This is a genomic window from Bifidobacterium tibiigranuli (assembly GCF_009371885.1).
Taxonomy (GTDB): domain Bacteria; phylum Actinomycetota; class Actinomycetes; order Actinomycetales; family Bifidobacteriaceae; genus Bifidobacterium; species Bifidobacterium tibiigranuli.
Map to the genome: position 1 here is coordinate 127,977 of NZ_QLZA01000001.1, position 14,551 is coordinate 142,527.

12 protein-coding genes are annotated in these 14,551 nt (G+C 63.2%); 6 read left to right on the plus strand and 6 right to left on the minus strand.

Translation table 11 applies throughout. The features are described 5' to 3' along the window. Positions 1–33 precede the first annotated feature (33 nt). Positions 34–1,413 (minus strand): LCP family glycopolymer transferase, encoded by a 1,380-nt coding sequence (locus tag DDF78_RS00675; RefSeq protein WP_237564492.1) that lies wholly within the window; start codon positions 1,411–1,413, stop codon positions 34–36. Positions 1,414–1,721: 308 nt separating this feature from the next. Here DDF78_RS00675 and DDF78_RS00680 point away from each other — a divergent pair, with 308 nt between their 5' ends. From DDF78_RS00680 to DDF78_RS00690, 3 genes are read left to right on the plus strand one after another with little or no spacing between them, the layout of a single operon-like run. Continuing rightward, the gene (locus DDF78_RS00680; RefSeq protein WP_152579873.1) at positions 1,722–2,027 is read left to right on the plus strand and encodes a WhiB family transcriptional regulator; all 306 of its coding nucleotides are present in this window, start codon (positions 1,722–1,724) and stop codon (positions 2,025–2,027) included. Positions 2,028–2,059: 32 nt separating this feature from the next. Further along, positions 2,060–5,278 (plus strand): glycosyltransferase family 2 protein, encoded by a 3,219-nt coding sequence (locus tag DDF78_RS00685; RefSeq protein WP_152579872.1) that lies wholly within the window; start codon positions 2,060–2,062, stop codon positions 5,276–5,278. After that, positions 5,275–6,810 carry a DUF5719 family protein gene (locus DDF78_RS00690; RefSeq protein WP_152579871.1) on the plus strand — a complete coding sequence of 512 codons (1,536 nt, stop codon included), beginning with the start codon at positions 5,275–5,277 and terminating at the stop codon, positions 6,808–6,810. Before DDF78_RS00685 ends, DDF78_RS00690 begins: the two co-directional genes overlap by 4 nt. A gap of 82 nt (positions 6,811–6,892) precedes the next feature. Here the strand turns inward: DDF78_RS00690 and DDF78_RS00695 are convergent, their stop codons facing one another. Then, positions 6,893–7,321: a metallopeptidase family protein gene (locus DDF78_RS00695; RefSeq protein WP_415481322.1), complete on the minus strand. Its 429-nt coding sequence runs from the start codon at positions 7,319–7,321 to the stop codon at positions 6,893–6,895. A gap of 76 nt (positions 7,322–7,397) precedes the next feature. On the opposite strand from DDF78_RS00695, the gene DDF78_RS00700 reads away from it, so the two are divergent. After that, positions 7,398–8,201, plus strand: coding sequence for an HAD-IIB family hydrolase (locus DDF78_RS00700; protein WP_152579869.1), 804 nt, complete (start codon positions 7,398–7,400; stop codon positions 8,199–8,201). 10 nt (positions 8,202–8,211) lie between these two features. Further along, complete coding sequence (locus tag DDF78_RS00705; protein ID WP_237564493.1) at positions 8,212–8,979, plus strand: ComF family protein; 768 nt, start codon at positions 8,212–8,214, stop codon at positions 8,977–8,979. Here the strand turns inward: DDF78_RS00705 and DDF78_RS12035 are convergent. From DDF78_RS12035 to glgB, 4 genes are all read right to left on the minus strand, one after another. Then, positions 8,972–9,574, minus strand: coding sequence for a LexA family protein (locus DDF78_RS12035; protein ID WP_237564494.1), 603 nt, complete (start codon positions 9,572–9,574; stop codon positions 8,972–8,974). The two genes, DDF78_RS00705 and DDF78_RS12035, sit on opposite strands and share 8 nt — an antisense overlap. A gap of 70 nt (positions 9,575–9,644) precedes the next feature. Further along, positions 9,645–10,763, minus strand: coding sequence for a sensor histidine kinase (locus DDF78_RS00715; RefSeq protein WP_152579868.1), 1,119 nt, complete (start codon positions 10,761–10,763; stop codon positions 9,645–9,647). A 16-nt stretch (positions 10,764–10,779) separates the two neighbouring features. Further along, a complete protein-coding gene (locus DDF78_RS00720) occupies positions 10,780–11,520 on the minus strand; it encodes a response regulator transcription factor (protein ID WP_024462887.1) in 741 nt (246 codons plus the stop codon). 15 nt (positions 11,521–11,535) lie between these two features. Next, complete coding sequence (gene glgB, locus DDF78_RS00725; RefSeq protein WP_152579867.1) at positions 11,536–13,785, minus strand: 1,4-alpha-glucan branching protein GlgB; 2,250 nt, start codon at positions 13,783–13,785, stop codon at positions 11,536–11,538. A 134-nt stretch (positions 13,786–13,919) separates the two neighbouring features. On the opposite strand from glgB, the gene DDF78_RS00730 reads away from it, so the two are divergent. After that, positions 13,920–14,516 carry a CarD family transcriptional regulator gene (locus DDF78_RS00730; protein WP_152579866.1) on the plus strand — a complete coding sequence of 199 codons (597 nt, stop codon included), beginning with the start codon at positions 13,920–13,922 and terminating at the stop codon, positions 14,514–14,516. The last annotated feature ends 35 nt before the right edge of the window (positions 14,517–14,551 follow it).

A 14,551-nucleotide genomic window follows, 5' to 3' on the forward strand; every position in this document is an offset into this window, starting at 1 on the left:
ACTCGGATGGTTCGTCCGCTCGTGCGGCTCGGCTCACTTCTGCGCAGGAACGGCACATACCGTGGAGTTGAGATAACGGTCTGCGATGCCGATATACTCGCCGGTATTCGGATCGGTTATCGAGCCATCCGCGGGGTTGACGGTGCCGCCGGTGTTCGGGTCGATCAGCGTGCCGTCTGCCTGGGTGATCAGTCCGGTTTTTGGATCAGGGGTCGGCGCAGGGCTTTGCGATGCACCGGTCGGCGCGCTTGGCTGGTCGGCCTGCGGAGTGGGAGATGCAGTGCTGCTCGCGGTGGGGGTTGCATCCGTCAGCGGCTTGTTCGTGCGTAGCTTGGCCCACACTGCGTCCGCGCCGGGGGCCCATACCCTGCGATTGGGGTCGCTTGGGGCTTCAATGACAGGTATGGTCTGGGCGTAGAAATGCGTGGGATTCATATTCTTCAGGCTCACGGCCAGCCCGGTGAGCGTCGGGATACTGGCTAGCCCTTCGCTGATGCTCAGGGAATGCAGCGCGGCCTTGGACAGCTGGTAGAGCTGGCCTGTCTGCGTGAAGAGGTTCTTGCCCAGCGCCTCGCTCATAAGCTGCTTGACCAGATACTGCTGCCGCGTCGTGCGCATGACATCGGTGCCATCGGTTCCGGTGCCGTGCCGCATGCGCGCGTACATCGTGGCGTGCATGCCGTCGAGATGCTGCAAGCCCTTTTTCAAGTCCAGTTCGGTGTAGGTGTCCTGAGTGTCGACAGGTACGCACACGTTGACGCCGCCAACCGCGTCGATCATGTCCTTCAGCCCTTGGAAATCGACGACGACGAACTGCTGCAAGTCCAGCCCGGTAAGCGCGTTGACCGCGTTGAGCGTGCAATTCGCCGCCGACGAGAGGCCGTCGCCTTGATCCCAGGCGGTGGAGAAGATCGAGTTGAACATCACGCCGTACTGGGCCGGAATCGTGCCCTTCGGAGTCTGGCAGCTGGGCACGTCCACCAGCGAATCGCGCGGAATCGAGACCAGATTGATGAAGGAACGGTCGGCGCTTATCTGCACCACCATCGTGGTGTCGGCATTATGGCTGCCCGCGTCGGCTGCGGTGCCGCCGCTCAAGGCCTCATTGCCCGAGCCGTCGCGCGTGTCCTGTCCGAGCAGCAGGAAGGAGATCGGCTTGCCCGCATTCGGGTCAATCGGTTCGGCGGCTTTGCCGTTTCTCGGCCCGAAGACTGGGACTATAGTAGTCGCGTGCATCAGATCGAGGGCCGTAGCGGAGGCGACGGTCGCAAAGAGGACAAGCACCGCTACGAGCACGGAAGCGACCACGGTGCGTGCCGTATGCCGCACACGGTAGCCGGGGCTGTGACGCGGCCGTGTGTCGCGCCAGCCGTGCAGATTGGGGAGCCGGTCATCGCTGCGATGAGAAGTCACGCTGTAGCCTTCCTGCCGTCCGGCGTATGCATTGCGCATGTTCCTGCCGAGTGCCTGATAAGTAGTTGAACCCCTAGATTGTATGCCACCAGCTTGTGAAAAACTGGGAACGCGAGTCTTCAAAGGCCATACGTTTACGAAATCCGCCCCTGGACCCTTGAATTCCCCTCGTGAAAAGGCGGTCTTCGTGCAATATCACAAAGTCTGGGAAAATGCGGCATTGACACGCATGGAATTTGACAAAGACTAAGTGGCACGTGTGTAATTTAGCGTAGCTGGCATGAATCCAAACGTAGGCAGGATACGACATGTGGGGTGTCATTGATGATTCCGAGGAGGGAACACAGGCCGAGGGCGCGCTATGGGGATTGTTCCGCCCGGACGACGATCTGTCATGGCAGCATCAGGCGTTGTGCTCGCAGACCGATCCCGAGGCTTTCTTCCCCGAGAAAGGCGGCTCCACACGGGATGCCAAGCGCGTATGCGCGCAATGCGAGGTGCGCGAGCAATGCCTGCAATGGGCGCTGGAACACGACGAACGGTTCGGCATATGGGGCGGCATGAGCGAGCGGGAGCGTCGGCGCTACAAAAGGGAGCGCAGGGAGCAGGCCTGAGCCTCGATCGAACTCCTGCGTACACTGGACGTATGAATGCAACAGGCAGCGTCGATATCCAGCAGGTATTGGCTCGGATCATAGCGGCTCGTCCCTATTCGCATCGTCAGGATGTGGAATGCGGCGTGGCGGCGGTTATTACGCTCGCAGAGGACATGCGCTTTTTCGAAGCCACGTTGGGGGCGGTGCTGACCCAGAGCGTATTGCCGGAGTTCATCGTGGTCGCCGACTGCGCAGGCCGGGTAGGCCTCCCTGTGCAGTCGCAATTCGAGGTCATTCCCACTCCTGCAGGGCCAGCTAGCCAGGTACCCGAGACGAAGACGGTCAGCGTGCGGCTTGTCGGGATCGAGGACGCCGCCTCCTTCGGCGACGCGGTGTCCAAGGCTTTGGACGCCGTGCATCTTGACAATGGCCTGCGCGGCGTATGGATGCTGCACGACGATTCGCGCCCTGCCGACGAACGCTGCCTTGAGCATCTGCTTGAGACATGGCGCAACGCGCCGACTGCGGCGCTGCTTGGTGCCAAGCAGTTGGATTGGCAGGCCGAAAATCTGCATGACGTGGGCTTCTATGCCGGCAGGCATCGCCTCGAAAGCCTCGTCGTGGACGGCGAGCCGGATCAGGAGCAGTACGACGGCAGACAGGATGTGTTCGCGGTTTCCCTGGCCGGTGCCCTGGTGCCGATGCGGACGCTGCACGCGCTGGATGGCGTGAACCCGTGGTTCGGCACCTATGGCGAAGCCGCCGACTTCTCGCGGCGCGTCTGCCTTGGCGGCGCGCGCGTGGTGGTGGTTCCTGCCGCGCGCATCGCCCATCGGCGCGCCCGCTTCGAGGGAGTCCGCACGCGGGACGGCGAGCCCGTCGACGAGCGCTATCCGCAGGATCCCGCCATGTCGGTGCTGCGTGCCGAGCAGCGCTATCACTACACGGACGTGCATCGGACATGGTGGCCGCTGCTGTGGCTGTGGAGCCTGATTCAGGTGCTGGGGCTCGCCGTGCGTCACTTCTTCGCTAAAAGGCCATACGCGGCGTGGTGCGTGCTGCGGCTGCCCTGGTATGCGCTGGTGGATATGCCGGCAGCCTTCAAGGCGCGGGGCACCGTACGGCGGCAAAGCTCCACGACGCTCAAGAAGCTGCCGACCCTGGTGGCGGATCGCCATCAGCTCGCGCAATGGCGGCAACGGCGCGATGCGCTGGAAAGCCAGCAGCACACGGTGCTGCTCAATCCGTTGGCCAAAGCCCATCTGCGCCGGCGCGCCCTGACAAGATTCGGCGCAGCCGGGGCGATGGCCCTTGCGGCATGCGCTGTGGTCGTCGTGCTGTATTGGGATCTTCTGCGTTCCGCGCTGTCCGGAGGTTCGCTGCTCTCGCCGCGGCTCATACCCACACAGGCCAGCTTCCTCCAGCTTGTTCAGTCCGCTACCACGCCGTGGGTATTCGGCGTCTCGGCCGGGGTGCCGGCACCGCCCGCACCGTGGCTGCTGGTCTGGCTGCTGACCTCGCTGCTCACGCTGGGGCACGCCGCAGCGGCGCTTTCCTTGCTGTTCTTCGCCTCCGCTCCGGTATGCGCCTTGTCGTTCTGGGCCCTGGCCGGCATCTTCACGCGCTCCGATGCGGTCCGCGTAGTTTCTGGACTGCTGTGGTTCGCCGCCGCGCTGGCCTTGGGCTTCTACGGCAGCGCCGACCTTGCCATGCTCACGGTGATGATGTTCCTGCCTGCGGCCTTCGCCTTCGTATTCCGGGCCGTGGGCATCTACCGCACCGAGGACCCAGTGCAGCCGCGCTCCTCGGTGCAGGCTGCCGCATGCTCGGCGCTGTGCTTCATCCCGGTGGTGGCTGCCGAACCGCAGCTGCTGCTGGCGCTGGTGATGGCGTTCCTCGTATTTCTGATGCTGATGCCGAGGCATCGCGCCATGCTGCTGCTCATTCCGCTGCCAGCGGCGTTCATGGTGGCCCCGACGCTGCTCAATGCGATGCGCTACGCCGGGCAGGGCTTCTGGCGTCAGCTATTCGGCGACATCACGATGCCGTCCGTTGCGCTCAATGGGCATCCTCGTGCGATGAGTTTCATGGATATGGCGGCTTCGGCCTTCGGCGTGCCACTGCATGGCGTATCCGTGACCGGCGGAGCCACAGGCGGCTGGGAGTACTGGCTGGGCATCGGCGCGATCATCGTGCTGGCCGTGCTGGTGGCGCTGGCGGTTATCGCACTGTTTCTGCCCTTCGCGCTGCGCGTCTCGCGCATGATGTGGGTTCTCGCCGTGTTCGGCATCGCGCTTGGCTTGGTTTCGACGCGAATCGTGATTGCGGCGGATACTGACGGCCCTGTGGCCGGTTCGGTGGCGCCTGGATTCGTGCTGGCGCTGTTCGCAGTACTGTGCTGCTCATGCCAGGTGGCAGGCGGTGCCGTCAAGCGCTATGAGCCGTTGTCGTCGCCAGCTTCGCCTGCTTTACCACTGTCTTCATCGGCTTCGCCGGCTTTGCCAGCGTCGGTATCAGCGACATCGCCAACGTCGTCGTCAACACCAGCACCTGAGCTTCATCGCACCGCTGGCGGCGTATCTGCCACAGCGCTGCCCATACGCGCAGGCCGGGCCTTGCTTGTCGTCCTGCTCGCCCTTGGCTCAGCGTTGTGGCTCGCGCTGGGCATCACGAGCTCGAACGCACATCAGGTGAGTGTGAGCAATGGGGGGCTTCCTGCGGTCGCCGTCGATTACCTGAGCAACGGTGCCGGGCATCGCATTCTCGCGCTGCGGGTCGATTCCGCAGCCGGCGTGTCGTATGGCGTTCTGCGAACCGGCCGGGGCGATCTGCTCGATTCCTCTGCCGCGCAGCGGGCGCAAGTCGTCTCGGGGGTGAGCAACGCCGATGATGCCACGCTCAGCGAGGCGAGCGCGAGGCTGCTGACCGATATGGACAATGATGCCGTCGCAAGCATCGTGCGGCTCGGCTTCGGCGGCATTTACGTCGCGACCGGGGGAGACACTGTCCAAAGCCGACTCAGTGAGGCGCTTATCACCCATATCACCGCCTCCGACGGCGTGCAGTCCGTCGTTTCCAACGCTTCGGGTACGTATTACCGGCTTACTGCGCTGGGACCGCAAGCCCAGGGCATCAGCATGACCCGGCAGCAGGCGATTGAGGGCAGCGTGTGGAGACGAGCTTGGCTATGGAGCGCCGGGCTGCTGCTGGTGCTGTATGGCCTGGTTGCCATGCCGCGGCCCGGTCGTCGTTTCAGGGAGGAATCATGAGCGAAACACCTCGACGCAAATCGCGTGGCGCAGGCCGGATCTGCCGCATCATACTCGCCGTGATCACTACGGTGCTGCTGGTCGCGCTGTTCGCCGCGCTGAGCGTATTACGGCTTGCGCCGCAGTGGACGGACGCCACTGGCGTGTCCGCATCGGCGCGCGGCTATGACGTGTCGCAACGGCAGGTCACCGCGTACTGCCCTGCGCGCATGGCGCTTTCGGACGACGCATCATATGGCGACAGCCAATACCATGTCTCGCAAGGCAATATTGCCTCGTCGGCGCGGTATGCCGCTTTCGGCTCGGTCTACCAGTCGAGTGTCGGAGCGTTGGACGGCAACGGCACGCAGACGCTGCTCAAAGATGTCGACTCTCAGGACCAGACGGATGTGAAAGTCGCCGCAGGGGACGCCGATCACGGTGCCCGGCTCGTGGACACACGGCTGCTGCAGGCGCAGTCAGGCACTGGCAGCGCAGCGTCGATTGCCGCGTGGGCCACGAGTGGAGATCTCAAGGGCATGTCCGCCGCGTCCTGTGTGCCCACTGGTCTGCAGCAGTCCTTCCTCTTGCCCGATACCTCCACAGGCACTACGCAGCAGCTGGTCGTGGCTAATCCCTCAGCCAAGGCGACTTCGCTGCGCGTTGACGTCTGGGGATCCAAGCAGACCGGCACCATGACGCTGTCGACCGGCAGAACGCTCAACGTCGCGGCCTACGGCGAGTCGACCCTCGATCTGGCTGCTGGAGCGAGCGATCAGGACGCTCTGTTCGTCACGGTGTCGAGTCAGGAGGCACCCATCGCCGCAGTAGTGCGAATCGTGCATATGGATGGGCTGACCTCCAAGGGGTCGGACTTCGCCATGCCGTTGAATTCCTCGACGAAATCGACGACGTTGAACGGCTTCAACAAGGGTGACTCGGTCACTTTGCTTGGCTTCAGCGAGGCGAATGCAGCGGTCGAGACTTCATGGGTGGGCGGCTCGGAAGGCGGCAAGCCGCGCACCGCCCAGCTGACAGGCGGCAAGGTCTCGGCAATCGACTTGGGGCAGGCCCCCAAAGATGCTTCGGCGCTGCGGGTCACCTCGGATTCGGCATTGTATGTTGCAGCGAAGGTCACCGACTCCGGCCATGACGGCATCGAGGACTTCGGATTGGTTGATTCCTCGCCAGCCGTCGCATCCTCGGCCATTGCACTGCCGGACAAGGTGGGGGGCGACGTCATCGTGGGCAATCCCTCCGATGGGATGCGCAAGGCGACGCTCACCGCCTACGACGCCGATGGCCGGCAGGTGAGCGACAATGCGCTGAAAGTCGGTGCGCACGGCGTGTCGCGGCTGAGCTCCAAGGATTTCTCAGACAAGGCCAAGCTGTTTGTGCTCAGCGGCAACGCCGGCCTGCAGTGGGGCATCAGGCTTTCGCAGGATGATGTGAGCAACGCCAATCTGCCCAGCGTGGCCTGGCTGGGCCCGCAGCCGCTTGAACCACGGCACGCGCATGTGCGCGCCGCTGTGAGCCAGCAGATCGCGCACTAGACGGGTTCATGCGAGTTACGAATACCAGTCAGCGAATACTAGTCGGTGCGTGCTGGGATTGCGACTGTAATGCACCTGTCTCCTACATGCCCCAGTCGGGGTCGATCTCCTCAGGGCGACGACCATAAAGTTCGGCGATGCGCGACACCAGCTCGTCGCGAATCGCCCATTGCAGCTCCATGCGGGTCGTCACCTGCATCTGCAACGCCATGCGGTACAGCACGATTCTGGCGGGCACGCCATGCTGGGCGGGGAAGCTGCGCGATGTCGTGCTCGACGTATCCTGCCACACATCGTCCTGTACGGGCGGCACATCCTCGACGGCGAACTGCACGGGCTTGACCAGCTGCGGCCACGCCGAGGACAGCCGTCTGATCTGCGAGGCCACGATATCATCGAAAAGCCCGCTTTTGGTGCGGTACTGGGGTAGGCGAACGCCGAACATAGGGGTGCGAACGCCCCGACCGTGACGGTTTCGGTAGACATGGGTTTGCCAAGGTACGCGCGACATGCCATCCACGATAGGACGAGGCGGGGGCATTGCGATAGGATTATGAACCAGGTAAACGGACAATGGGGAGGAAGACATGGCTGTCAACCGCGTACCGGCATGGACCGAACTCGATATGAATGGGGTGGGGGCCAGGGCCAAAGTCGTCGCCTTCGACCTCGACAACACGCTGGCGCGCTCCAAGCGGCCGATGAGCGAGGAGATGGCCCAGCGCATCAGCGCGCTGACCTGCCTCATACCCGTGGCCATCATCACAGGAGGGCGTTTCGAGCTTGTCGACATCCAGGTGCTTTCCATGCTCGATGCCGACGCATGCAGAGGCAACATGCATCTGATGCCCACCAGCGGCACGCGGTACTACCGCTGGAACGGCAGCGAATGGCATCGCGAATATGCCTATGACCTCAGCACGGACGAGCGGCAGGCCGTGATCGCCGCATTCGAACGGCATGCCCGCGAACTGGGTCTGTGGGCCGAGCACACATGGGGAGAGCGCATCGAGGATCGCGGCAGTCAGATCACCTTCTCCGCGCTTGGGCAGGAGGCGCCCATCGAGGAAAAGGAGGCCTGGGACCCTGACAATGCGAAGAAGAACGCGCTGGCCGCTGCAGTGGGCGCTGAATTCCCTGAGCTCGCCGTGCATTCGGGAGGAGCCACCAGCGTCGATGTATCGCGGCGCGGCGTCGACAAGGCCTATGCCATCGACCGTCTTTCCACGATGCTCGATGTGCCGGTCGACTCCATCGTCTACATCGGTGACCGCATGGACCCGGATGGCAATGACTATCCGGCCGCTGTGGCCGGAACGATCGCGATTCGCGTCACCGGCCCGCACGACACGCTCAAGGTGTGCGACGAGCTGATCGCGCGGCTGTCGTAGGGCTCGCGGCATGGATGAGGGCATCGACGGCGGATTCGCGCGGACAGCAGTTGCGACGAGGCAGCGCATAACGCGCGGCGTGCTTGGCGCGGTGCTCAATGCCGTGCTGCCACGCGGCTGCGCCGGCTGCGACATGCCCGATATGGTGCTATGCCCTTCGTGCGAGGATATCTTCGCTCGGTCTCAGTGCTATGCGCTTGGGGGAGTGGAGATGGGTTTCGGCTACGTTTGCGCAGCATACCGGGGTGCGGCGCGGCAGGCGTTTCTGGCGTGGAAGGACCACGGCGACGAGGAATGCACGCCGGCCTTCGCGCAGGCGCTCGCAGCATTGGCGCTGCGCGTCGACATAGAACAGGCTGCTCACGGCCGGGAAATTCTTATCGTGCCCGCACCTTCTTCGTCGCGTTCCGTGCGGCGTCGCGGGCGATGGCATATGCTTCCGCTCGTGCGAAGGCTGGCGCGGCTATTGCGCGAAGGCGGCGTCAATGCGCGTGTCGCGCCGGTGCTGACGATGCGCGGCGTGGCACGCAAATCGGTGGAGATGCGCGGCTCGTCGCAGCGTGCGGGCAGGATCGGTGGGCATATCGTCATGCGGCGCGGCGCTGATATCGAAGGTTCGCTGGTGATGCTGATTGATGATATCGTCACCACTGGCTCCACGATGCGTCAATGCGTCGGCGTGCTGGGCAGCAGCGGTGCCATTGTCCTCACCGCACTCGCGCTGGCGCAAGCGGGCGAATCGCAGCGCAGCCCTGATCGGCAACGTGCAGTCAGATGAGGCGACGGCCTTCCTGCGGATGAAAGCTGCCTGTGACCACGCCCCAAACCGTCAGGTCTTCAAGAGGCTCCGGCTGAAAATCTGGATAGGCCGGATTCTCGGCGTGCAGCACGGGGCTGCCGCCGTGCAGCCACAGTCGTTTCACGGTGAGCTCGCCATCGAGCATCGCGACGACCACATCGCCGTGACGAGCCTCAAGTGAGCGATCGACCACGAGCAGATCGCCATCCCAGATGCCCGCGCCCTGCATCGAATCGCCCGCCACGGTGACGATATAGGTTGCATTGGGATGTGCGGTCACCTGTTCATCGAAGCTGAAGCCGCCAGCGAAATCGGTCTGGGCAGTCGAAGGGAAACCGGCATGAACCGATTCCAAGGCCATCGGCAGGCGCGTGGGGTAGCAGCGACGCCTATGCGCCTGCACTAGCACCGCCGCGCAGCGGTAAGATTGCTCGGCAGCAGCGGGCCAACGAGGGTGAGTGGATTCAATGCGCGTAGGCCGAGTTGGTACAGACCGAGCTTGTGCAGGCCGGGTATGGGCGACCCGCTTGACATGCACAGATGCTGGCGCGCGGGTGAGAGCTACGGTGCTCATGATCACTCCTTCACAATCGAACGTATGTTCGAATTATTATGAAGGACAGCTTGGACAGCACGCCCATCCGCTATTCCACGGTGTGGTATTTCGGCAGGGTGATTTCGAAGTTGGCGCCGCGCGTGTCGTCCACGACCTTGACGGTGCCGCCGTGCAGCTGTGCGGCCCAGCGTGCGATGGAAAGTCCTAGTCCGGTGCCGCCCGATTCGGTGCCGGGGCCTGTTTTCCCCTTGACGAATCTGCGGAAGATGTCGGAGCGGGCCTCGTAGGGTATCTGCGAGCCGAAATTCACCACATTGGTTACCACAGTGCCCAATTCGTCGTTTTCGTGGGCCTCGATCAACACGGTGGTGTCATCGGCGGAATGCTTGAGCGCATTCGAGATGATGTTGGTGAACAACTGCTGCAGCCGGTCCTGATCGCCTTCGATCATGATGTCGGGCGCGATGCGCACCTCGATGTCGTGCGCGTGCCCCGCGTCCGCGATTTCCAGCGGTTCCACGGTCTCGTCGATGAATTCCGCGAAGTCGAACTGTTCGATCTGCAGGCTTGCCGCGCCCGCCTCCATGCGCGAGAGGTCGAGCAGGAAGGCGATGAGATCGGAAAGCCGATGCGTCTGGTTGAGGATGGCCTCAAGATTTGCCGGCGTCGCCTCGGTTACGCCGTCCGCGAGATTCTCAAGCATCGCCTGCAATGCGGAAACTGGCGTGCGCAGCTCGTGGCTGACGTTGGCGATCATATCGGAGCGCATCTGGTCGGCGTGCTGCAGCTCCTCGGCCATCTCGTTGAAGGAACGCGCCAATTGGCCGATTTCATCGTTGCTGTCCGTACCGATGCTGATGCGTACGGAGTAGTCGCCGTCGGCCATGCCTTCCGCTGCGTCGCGCATCTGGCGCAAGGGGACGATCATGCCGCGCGAGAAGAAATACGTGATGCCCAGCGCCACGGCCAAGGTGATCGGCATGGCGATCCAGCCGCTCAAGCCCACCTTGAGCAGGAACCATGCCATGATGAAGGCGATGGCTGTGGCGATGACGATCAGCGCGCTCAGTTCGAGCTTGAGCGAGGAGAACAGGCCGATGGGCCTGGTCGTCGTTCTGAGCGAGTTTGCGCGCCGGCGCAGCGCTACAGGGTCGAACGATTTGGACTTGGCGTCAAAGGACTTGGAATCGTGCGGTTTACGTGGCATGAATGAGGCGCTCGGCTTATCGTTCGCTGCTGGCTTCGCCATCCTGCGGGGGTTCGAAGGCGTAACCAACGCCATGCGCCGTGCGAATCATGTCGGAGCCGAGCTTGTGGCGCAGCGCCTTGACATGCGAATCGACGGTGCGTGTGCCCGAAGCGTCCGGCCAGTCCCACACCTCTTCGAGCAGCTTCTCACGCTTGAACACCGACTTCGGCTTGCGCGCCAGCGTGGCCAGCAAGTCGAATTCCGTGGGCGTCAGGTGCACCTGCTCTCCGTCCATAGTGACGATGCGCTGCCTCGGGTCGATGACCAGCGACCCGAAGTCGAGCACCTTTTCGTTTTCCAGATTCTTGGCGATGATGGTGGCACGCTCCACGCGGCGCAGCAGCGCCTCGCACCGGGCGATCAGCTCGCGCGGGGAGAAGGGCTTGGTCATATAGTCGTCGGCGCCTGCGCCAAGGCCCATCACCTTGTCGGACTCCGCATCGCGGGCGGTGAGCATGAGCACGGGCACCGGGCGCTCGGCCACGATGCGCTTGGTCGCTTCGACACCATCCATCACTGGCAGCATGATATCCATGATGACCAGATCAGGTTTCAGCTGGCTGGCTGCGCGTACCGCGCTTGCGCCGTCAGAGGCCACGCGCGCGGTCCACCCTTTCGCAGTGATGCGCTGTGCGATGGCCGTAGCCAGATCCGGCTCGTCCTCGACGACCAAAATCGTGCGAGGACTCGTCTGATGTGCCGAAGTGTTGAGCATGCAGGTTCCGCCTTTCTACAGTTCCGGTTCCAAGAATACCGCGCCCAGTGCCGGAATGGTGAGCCTGGTCGACCAGTCGCGTGAATGATACGCTTCCGGCTCCGCCTCGAAGTCGGCGTTGGCGATGCCCGATCCGCCATACTGCTCGGCGTCGGTGTTCAGCGCCTCATGCCAGCGGCCGCCCTTCGGCAGCGCGACCTGGTAGTTCTGCCATGCCTCGCCGGAGAAGTTCACGACGACCACTATCTGCTCGCCCTGCGAGCCGACGCGCACGAAGCTGAGCACGTTGTGGTCGGCGTCGTCGCTGGTGAGCCACTGGAACCCATCGGGGGTGAAATCCTGGCTCCACAGCGCGGGGGAGCGCTTGTACAGCGCGTTCAGGTCGGCGACCAGCCGCTGCACGCCGCGGTGCCCGTCCCAGTCGAGCGAACCCCAATCGAGCGAGCCTTCATGGTCCCATTCGCCGATCTGCGCGATTTCGTTGCCCATGAAGGTCAGGTTCTTGCCCGGATGCGCCCACTGGTAGGCGAACAGGGCGCGCACGCCCGCGTAGCGCTGCCAGTCGTCGCCCGGCATCTTGCCGAAGACCGAGCCTTTGCCGTACACGACCTCGTCATGGCTGATCGGTAGCACGTAGTGCTCCGAATAGGCATAGACCATCGAGAAGGTGATCTCGCCATGATGCCAGCGGCGGTTGATCGGTTCCTCGTGCAGATACTGCAGCGTGTCGTGCATCCAGCCCATATTCCATTTCAGCCCGAAGCCAAGCCCGCCGGCGTCGGTCGGCGCGGTGATGCCCGGATAGGCGGTGGACTCCTCGGCGATCATCATGATGCCGGGGTTGTTCTTGTACGCCGTCGCATTGGCTTCCTTGAGGAAGTCGATGGCTTCGAGGTTCTCGCGCCCGCCGTAGATGTTCGGCCGCCACTGGCCGTCCTTGCGGCTGTAGTCGAGGTAGAGCATCGAGGAGACGGCATCCACGCGCAGGGCGTCGATGTGGTACTCGTCCAGCCAGAAGCAGGCGTTGGCAACCAGGAAGTTGCGCACTTCGCGGCGGCCGAAGTCGAACACGTAGGTGCCCCAGTCGGGGTGCTCGCCGCGCAGCGGGTCCGGATCCTCGTACAGCGGCGCGCCGTCGAAGCGGCCCAGGGCGAAACCGTCCTTGGGGAAGTGCGCCGGCACCCAGTCCATGATGACGCCGATACCGGCCTCATGCAGCCGGTCGACGAGGTATTTGAAGTCGTCGGGGTTGCCCATGCGCGAATCGACCGAGTAGTATCCCGTGACCTGGTAGCCCCAGGAGCCGGCGAAGGGATGCTCGGCCAGCGGCATGAACTCCACATGCGTGAAGCCCTCCTGGCTGACGTAGTCGACCAGCTTGTCGGCCAGTTCGCGGTAGGTCTTCAGCTCGCGGTTCCAGCTCATCGCATGCACTTCGTAGATGCTCACCGGGCCGTCGTGCGGATTGGTCGTGCGGCGATGCTCCATCCACTGCCCGTCGTTCCAGTCATGCGAGGAGTCGACGACGACCGAAGCGGTGCTCGGCGGAATCTCATGCGAGCGCTCCATCGGGTCGGCCTTCATGATCCAGCCGCCGTGGTTGGTGAGAATCTCGTATTTGTACACGTCGCCGGCCTGGATGCCGGGGATGAAGATCTCCCAGACGCCGGAGGAGCCGAGTTCGCGCATGGCGTGGCGGCGGCCGTCCCAGGCGTTGAAGTCGCCTACGACCCGCACTGCGCGGGCATTGGGCGCCCAGACGGTGAACGCGGTGCCGACGAGCGGCTCTCCTGCGGTGCCGTCGGCGGCTCCCATCGGATCGTCGAAGTGGAACACATGCGCGCCCAGCGCTTCCCAGAGCCGCTCATGGCGCCCTTCGCCGAACAGGTAGGTGTCCATTTCGCCGATCATCGGCAGGTAGCGGTACGGGTCGTCTTCGACCAGAGACCGGCCGTCGGCCCACACGGTGCGCACGCGATAGTCCGGCACGGCCAAGTGGCCGTTGACTTCGCTGGCGGGTGCGAGCGCGACGAACACGCCATTATGCTCGTGACTGGCCTCGTATTCGCCGTTTTGCGTGAGGATGGTGACGGATTTCGCCAGCGGGCGCAGCAGCCGGAACGTAACCGTGCCGGCCTTCTGGTCGATATGGGCGCCGAGCACCTCGTGCGGGTTGTAGTACTGCGCATTGCTCACGCTATCGAGTTTGCCCGGGTCGACGGCGAGAGCTGCGGGATCGTCATTGATTATTGGTTCTGTAGCCATGCTAAAAGCATAGACACGGTTTTCACGAAAATGCGGACGTGTCGCATGAAATCGCTTGAAATTGCACAGAGAATTTCAAGTCCCGCCCACATGGCATCATTGTTCAGGTTTATTGCTGTTTTCACGGAGGTTTCATGGGGTATAAGGTCGGCGATATGGTCGTCTATCCGCGTCACGGCGCGGCGAAGGTCGAAGCCATCAGTGAGCGCACGGTCAAGGGCGTGACTCGCGAATACCTGCAGCTGTCCGTGCTGTCGTCCGACGGGCTGGTTATCAACGTCCCGGTCGAGAACGCGAAGAAGGTTGGCGTACGTGACATTGTCGACGCCGATGAGGTCGCGAAGGTGTTTGAGATTCTGCGCACGCCCATCATCGAGAAGGAGATGAACTGGTCACGGCGCTACAAGCTGAATGTCGAGAAGATTGCCACTGGCGACGTGAACAAGATCGCCGAAGTGGTGCGCGATCTCGCCCAGCGTGATGTGGATGAGCACGGGCTGTCGGCTGGCGAGAAGCGCATGCTGACACGTGCGCGCAATATTCTCACTTCTGAGATTGCGCTCTCCGAGGAACTCGAAGAGGAAGAGGCGCAGCGGCTGCTCGATGTGAACCTGGGCTATGCCGATCCGGAGCCGGGCGACAAGAAGCATCACACCGAAGCGCCCAAGGAGCCGGCCTTCCAGACGCTGGCCCGTTTGGAAAGCGAAAGCAAGAAGACGAAGAAGAAGTAGTACAAGTAGCGCAAGGCACGCTGAGCCACTGACGC

Coding starts and splice junctions, on each gene's coding strand:
- DDF78_RS00680 (WP_152579873.1), top strand. CDS start 1,722: ATGTGGGGTGTCATTGATGATTCCGAGGAGGGAACACAGGCCGAGGGC.
- DDF78_RS00685 (WP_152579872.1), top strand. CDS start 2,060: ATGAATGCAACAGGCAGCGTCGATATCCAGCAGGTATTGGCTCGGATC.
- DDF78_RS00690 (WP_152579871.1), top strand. CDS start 5,275: ATGAGCGAAACACCTCGACGCAAATCGCGTGGCGCAGGCCGGATCTGC.
- DDF78_RS00695 (WP_415481322.1), bottom strand. CDS start 7,321: ATGTCGCGCGTACCTTGGCAAACCCATGTCTACCGAAACCGTCACGGT.
- DDF78_RS00700 (WP_152579869.1), top strand. CDS start 7,398: ATGGCTGTCAACCGCGTACCGGCATGGACCGAACTCGATATGAATGGG.
- DDF78_RS00705 (WP_237564493.1), top strand. CDS start 8,212: ATGGATGAGGGCATCGACGGCGGATTCGCGCGGACAGCAGTTGCGACG.
- DDF78_RS12035 (WP_237564494.1), bottom strand. CDS start 9,574: ATGAGCACCGTAGCTCTCACCCGCGCGCCAGCATCTGTGCATGTCAAG.
- DDF78_RS00715 (WP_152579868.1), bottom strand. CDS start 10,763: ATGCCACGTAAACCGCACGATTCCAAGTCCTTTGACGCCAAGTCCAAA.
- DDF78_RS00720 (WP_024462887.1), bottom strand. CDS start 11,520: ATGCTCAACACTTCGGCACATCAGACGAGTCCTCGCACGATTTTGGTC.
- glgB (WP_152579867.1), bottom strand. CDS start 13,785: ATGGCTACAGAACCAATAATCAATGACGATCCCGCAGCTCTCGCCGTC.
- DDF78_RS00730 (WP_152579866.1), top strand. CDS start 13,920: ATGGGGTATAAGGTCGGCGATATGGTCGTCTATCCGCGTCACGGCGCG.